We start from the raw sequence: 5,216 nt of genomic DNA on the forward strand, positions 1-5,216 counted from the left end.
CTGCACAATTTGCCCTGTCTGCATCAGAGCGTTTGCCAGGTTCTCGGCAAACTGCGGATCATCGGGCTTCATCCGCGAGGCTTCAATGAAATGCGGAATGGATTTTCTGTACTGCTTCATCTCGGTCAAAACGAAACCGGCGATGGCTTGGTAATCCGAGTCCTTGGGGAATTTCTTGATGCCCAACTGGGCTTTTTTCAGCGCCTGTTAAAGCTTGCCTGCGTCCAAAAGGGCCATCGCTTTGCTCTTGAGGGATTGCGTTTTTGGGTTTTCCATGTGATCCCGTGAGATCCTGTGCCAGTATCAAGATTGTATCGTCGGTTGATTACCCATGTGCGGACGGTTTGCAATAACTCTTCCCAATGACGCGATGGCGCAACTGTTTTCCGCGCGCCCGGCAAACGCGTTGCCAACCGTGCCGAACTTCAACGTTTGCCCGACAAATCAGGTACATGTGGTTCGGGGTGGGGAATCAGGTCGGCGTCTGGATGCGCTGCGTTGGGGGTTCTTGCCACATTGGTACAAGACGGAATCCGCCGGGCCGTTGCTGATCAACGCCCGCGCCGAGACTTTGGCGGAAAAGCCTGCCTTTCGCGATGCCTGCCGGTCGCGTCGCTGTCTGATTGTCGCAACAGGGTTTTACGAATGGACCAAGACGGACGAGGGAACGCGCTTGCCCTGGTACATCCATCGCAGGGACGGCGCCCCCATTGCCTTTGCGGGGATCTGGCAGGACTGGGGGGTGGATGAAAACCGTCAGGGCACCTGTGCCATAGTGACGACGGCGGCCAACGAAAACCTTGCCGCCATCCATCATCGGATGCCCCTCATCCTCGAGCCCGAGCATTGGTCATTATGGCTGGGAGAAGCGGGAAAGGGGGCTGCTCGTCTGATGCAGCCGGGGGCAGAGGATGTGCTGACTTTTCATCGCGTTGATCCGGTCGTGAACTCGAACCGGGCCAGCGGGCCTGATTTGATCGAGCCTTTGCACATGTGAAGGCCTGTGGCCTTTTCTTTGCAAACGCGGCAAGCTAGACCTTCCGCATGGCCCTGACTTTTTCTGATCTGACACAGCTTTACGCGCATGTTTTTGACTTAGTCATCGATGTGCGCAGCCCGGCAGAGTTCGCTGAAGATCATCTGCCAGGCGCGATCAATCTGCCGGTTCTAAATAACGAGGAACGCGCCCGTGTCGGCACCATGTATGTACAGGAAAGCCCGTTTCTGGCGCGTAAACTCGGGGCTGCTCTGGTGTTCCGCAATGCGGCCAACCACATCGAGCAACATCTGAGCCACCACGATGGCAGCTGGCGCCCTCTGGTCTATTGCTGGCGTGGCGGACAGCGTTCCGGGTCGTTTACATGGATGCTGCAACAAATCGGCTGGCGCGCGGATGTGATTGAGGGCGGCTATCGCACCTATCGCAGGCTGGTGAATGCGTATTTGTACGATGATCCGTTGCCGCATCGGTTGGTGGCGCTGGATGGATATACCGGAACGGCCAAGACAGAATTGCTGGCCCTTCTGCTGTCACGCGGGGTGCAGGTTCTTGACCTCGAAGCACTGGCCAATCACCGGGGTTCCCTGCTGGGGGAAAGACCGGGCGGCCAGCCCAGCCAGAAAGCTTTTGAATCGGCCCTGGCAGGGGCGCTTTGTGCGATGGATACCGCGCGCCCGGTTGTCATCGAAGCGGAATCCTCCAAGATCGGCAGCCTGATACTGCCGCCCAGCCTGTGGAACGCTTTGTGCGCAGCACCACGGGTGAACATAATGGCTCCGCTTGAGGCGCGCGCCGCCTATCTCGTTCAGGCCTATGACGACATCCTGTCTGACGGCGACCGTTTGCGGGACCGGTTGTCGCCGCTGCGCTTTCATCGCGGGCACGAGGTTGTGGATGGTTGGATGCAGCTGATCAAAGCAGGTCAAAAACAGGTGCTGACCCAGGCCCTGATGGAGCAGCATTATGACCCGGCATACGCAAAGTCGCGGCGGTCCCGTTCCGTCGAGGTGCTGGCCGATATTGAGATCGCCGTTCTGAACGATGCCGGCCTGAGCGATGCGGCCACCCGGATCGAAACCCTTCTGGATCAGTCCTGAAGACGCAGGCCCGGTACATCGGTGAGTTCACCGATTGCCATGGCCGGATATCCAGCGTTCCTGAGGTCATTCAGGACGGTATCGGCGTCCGTTGCCGCCACCGCGGCCAGCAGGCCGCCTGCTGTCTGCGGGTCGAACATCAGGGCGGCTTTGCCCTCGGCGGGCAGGGCGGGTGCTATTGCCCTGTTATCTGCAAAAAGGGTTGATCGAACGCCCCGGTCCGTCAGTTCCTGCGCGCCATCCATCACCTCCACGGCACCCAGATCCATCATGGCCCCGCATCCGGAAGCGTCGCAGATACCTTGCAGATGTCCGGCCAGACCAAACCCGGTCACGTCGGTCATCGCATGGGCCCCGGCCAATATGCGGGCCGCCGTGCCCTGCGGCTGCGCCATGTGCCGGAAGGCCGCGGCGACCCAGGCACCGTTGGCCTGGCCTGCCATCTCGGCCGCCATAAGAACGCCGCTTCCTATGGGTTTTGTTAGGATCAGACAGTCGCCCGGTTGCCCGCCGGCCAGCGTAATCGGGGCGGCTTCGCACAGGCCGGTCAGTGTGAAGCCGATTGTCATCTCGTCACCCATGGAGCTGTGCCCGCCCACGATATCGGCACCGGCGTCCCGCATGACGTCTCCTGCGATCGACATGATTTCCGACATGGTACGGCGTTGCAGGGCAGCCGACATGCGTGGAAGGATGATCGTTGCCGTGGCAGCCTGAGGCGTGGCCCCCATGGCCCACACATCCCCCAAGGCGTGAACAGCGGCGATGCGCGCCATAAGTACGGGATCATTGGTAAAAGCCCGCAGGTGATCTGATGTCATGACCTGCCGAACCCCGCCCGTCTGAAGCAGAGCCGCGTCGTCGCCGGGCAGGGGGATGATATCCGGGCGAATGGGGGCGGGCTGCGATTTCAGCGCCACCTGCAATGCTCCGCGCCCGACCTTGGCTCCGCATCCGCCACACATCGGTTTTTCACCCAGCGCCTCGACAAGCCCGGCGGCACGTGCGCGCGGCAGCGCAGGGGGCCTCATCTGCGGCAGGTCCCGGAACTTGTTCATAAAGGTCTGGTCGATGTGGTTTTTCCATTTCCACATCATCGCTCCGCTTTGGGACACCCCCAACCGCTCACCCAGCGCTGATTTGCCGCCCAGCGAAATCAGCTTCAGGTAGTCTTTCTGCGGGACGTACTTGCGCATCCGTCCAGCCCCCAGCGCCGCGCGCAGATTGTCGAACAGAACCGGTGCTTCGCGCACTGCATAAACCCCGGCCTTGGGTCTGGGATTGTCCGCCAGATGGGCGCAATCACCGGCGGCAAAAACCACGGGATCGCTGGATTGCAGGTAGCTGTTTACCCGGATGAAGCCATCCTCAAGGTCCAGCCCGGTCTTTTCGATCCAGCCATACGGGCGGGCTCCGGCCGCACCTGTCACGAAACCGGCCGGGATTTTGCGCCCGTCCTGCAATGCGACGTGATCCGAAGCGATCCGGCTGATCGCGGCGTTTTCGATCACCTCTACACCTAGATCCTGCATCGTACGGCGGATCGTCTCGGCCGCTTTGGGTTTGGTGGCCGTCAGAGCATAGGCATTGTCGATCAGCGTAACCTGCGCTGGCCGACCCTTGGCCCCAAGCGCGTGAGCCATCGCCATGACCAATTCAACCCCGGCGATTCCACCGCCGATCACGACGACCGAGGCAGGGCCGCTGCTTGCCAGAAAAGCAGCCCATTGTGCCGCGAATGGTCCCAGTGGTTTGGCCGGTACGGCATGTTCCGCAAAGCCGGGCATTGCGGGCATGTCCGAAGTGATCCCAACATTGATCGATGCCACATCGAAACCTACCGGAGGACGCCCGGGAACATGGATTTCCTGACGATCAGTATCAATTCTGTCGACCGCGCCCAGAATGACGCGTGCGCCTGCGAAACGGGCCAGTCTGACCAGATCGATGTCCAGCTGCCACCGGTCATAATGCCCGGCGACATAGCCTGGCAGCATTCCGGAATACGGGGCCGTCGGGCCGGGATTGATCACGGTTACTCGCGCTCCGGGCAACGGGCCCATTCCCCATTTGCGCAGCAGCAGCGCGTGAGTGTGACCTCCGCCAACAAGAACCAGATCGCGGGTCAGAGGCAGCGGAGGAATATGCATAGGATTCAATTCGCGCTATGATCCGGAACGTCTTCTACCTGCTCGACAGCATGGGTGGCCCAAAGTTCATCCTCGCCGGCATCCGGCAGGTCTTCGGGTTTTTCATGCCGGTGTATGTGCCATTTTGCAATGAACAGGGCCGTGATCGGAGCGGTCAGGAACAGGAACAGTGTGATCAGCAGCTCGTGCAGGGACAGCTTTCCTTCCAGAAGAACAGAATGCACGATCGAAGCCAGAAGCACGCCGCCCACCCCCAAGGTCGTCGCCTTGGTCGGCGCGTGCAGGCGGGACATTGGGTCATTCAGCTTGATCATGCCAAAAGACCCGACAAAGCCGAAGATACCCGAGACGATCAGGAAAAAGGCGATCAGCAGTTCCACGATGAATGTCATCCCGCCCTCATTCGATAATGTTGCCGCGCAACATGAAGCGCGCGTAGGCCACGGTGGAAACAAAACCGAGCATGGCAATGATCATGGCGGCCTCGAAGAAGATCTCGGTCCCCTGATCCAGCCCATATAGGATCATCAGGGCGATGGTGTTGATCACCATAGTGTCCAAAGCCAGAACCCGAGTGCCGACCCCGTCAGCGGTGATGATACGCCACAGACACATCATGATCGCCGCACCGAAACAGGCAAATGCAAAATAAATCGCGTAGTCGATCATTCGAAAATCTCCTTCAGGCGACGTTCATAGCGCTGTTTGATCTGGTCCCGCACCTCGTCGGGGTTTGGCGCGTCGAGGCAATGTACCAGCAGGTTGCGCCCCTGGGCCGAAAGATCGCAACTGACGGTGCCCGGTGTCATCGTGATGGTGCCTGCCAGAACCGTGATCGCTTCGGGGGTGCGCAGTTCAAGCGGGACACAGACCCAGTTGGGCTGGCGGTCATCATTGCGTTTGAACAGGATGATCCGGGCCACTGTCACGTTTGCAACCACGATATCCCAAAGCACCACCAGCATGTAT

At 59.9% G+C, this 5,216-nt stretch carries 7 protein-coding genes; 3 read left to right on the forward strand and 4 right to left on the reverse strand.

Going from position 1 to position 5,216, the window contains the following annotated elements; translation table 11 throughout:
* The 3 genes from AC2FNN_RS20990 to mnmH all read left to right on the forward strand — a co-directional run.
* Positions 1-288 (forward strand): hypothetical protein (locus AC2FNN_RS20990; RefSeq protein ID WP_496760398.1); only part of this gene is annotated, 288 nt, incomplete at its 5' end.
* A 43-nt stretch (positions 289-331) separates the two neighbouring features.
* Positions 332-997, forward strand: coding sequence for an SOS response-associated peptidase (locus AC2FNN_RS20995; protein WP_496760400.1), 666 nt, complete (start codon positions 332-334; stop codon positions 995-997).
* Between the two features lie 47 nt (positions 998-1,044).
* Entirely contained in the window at positions 1,045-2,097 is a 1,053-nt protein-coding gene (gene mnmH / locus AC2FNN_RS21000; protein WP_496760402.1) for a tRNA 2-selenouridine(34) synthase MnmH, read from the forward strand.
* On the opposite strand, the gene selD is transcribed toward mnmH, so the two are convergent.
* The 4 genes from selD to AC2FNN_RS21020 all read right to left on the reverse strand — a co-directional run.
* Positions 2,088-4,247, reverse strand: coding sequence for a selenide, water dikinase SelD (gene selD, locus AC2FNN_RS21005; protein ID WP_496760404.1), 2,160 nt, complete (start codon positions 4,245-4,247; stop codon positions 2,088-2,090). The genes mnmH and selD overlap by 10 nt on opposite strands.
* A gap of 5 nt (positions 4,248-4,252) precedes the next feature.
* Entirely contained in the window at positions 4,253-4,639 is a 387-nt protein-coding gene (locus AC2FNN_RS21010) for a Na+/H+ antiporter subunit G (RefSeq protein WP_171633669.1), read from the reverse strand.
* Positions 4,640-4,646: 7 nt separating this feature from the next.
* A complete protein-coding gene (locus AC2FNN_RS21015) occupies positions 4,647-4,916 on the reverse strand; it encodes a K+/H+ antiporter subunit F (RefSeq protein ID WP_152457439.1) in 270 nt (89 codons plus the stop codon).
* A partial coding sequence (locus AC2FNN_RS21020) for a Na+/H+ antiporter subunit E (protein WP_496760407.1) occupies positions 4,913-5,216 on the reverse strand: 304 nt, incomplete at its 5' end. The genes AC2FNN_RS21020 and AC2FNN_RS21015, both read right to left, overlap by 4 nt.

The sequence above is a fragment of the Ruegeria sp. BHSA118 genome (assembly GCF_059613405.1).

Excerpts from the sequence above, each read along its gene's own strand:
- AC2FNN_RS20995 (WP_496760400.1), top strand. The coding sequence starts at position 332 with ATGTGCGGACGGTTTGCAATAACTCTTCCCAATGACGCGATGGCGCAA.
- mnmH (WP_496760402.1), top strand. The coding sequence starts at position 1,045 with ATGGCCCTGACTTTTTCTGATCTGACACAGCTTTACGCGCATGTTTTT.
- selD (WP_496760404.1), bottom strand. The coding sequence starts at position 4,247 with ATGCATATTCCTCCGCTGCCTCTGACCCGCGATCTGGTTCTTGTTGGC.
- AC2FNN_RS21010 (WP_171633669.1), bottom strand. The coding sequence starts at position 4,639 with ATGACATTCATCGTGGAACTGCTGATCGCCTTTTTCCTGATCGTCTCG.
- AC2FNN_RS21015 (WP_152457439.1), bottom strand. The coding sequence starts at position 4,916 with ATGATCGACTACGCGATTTATTTTGCATTTGCCTGTTTCGGTGCGGCG.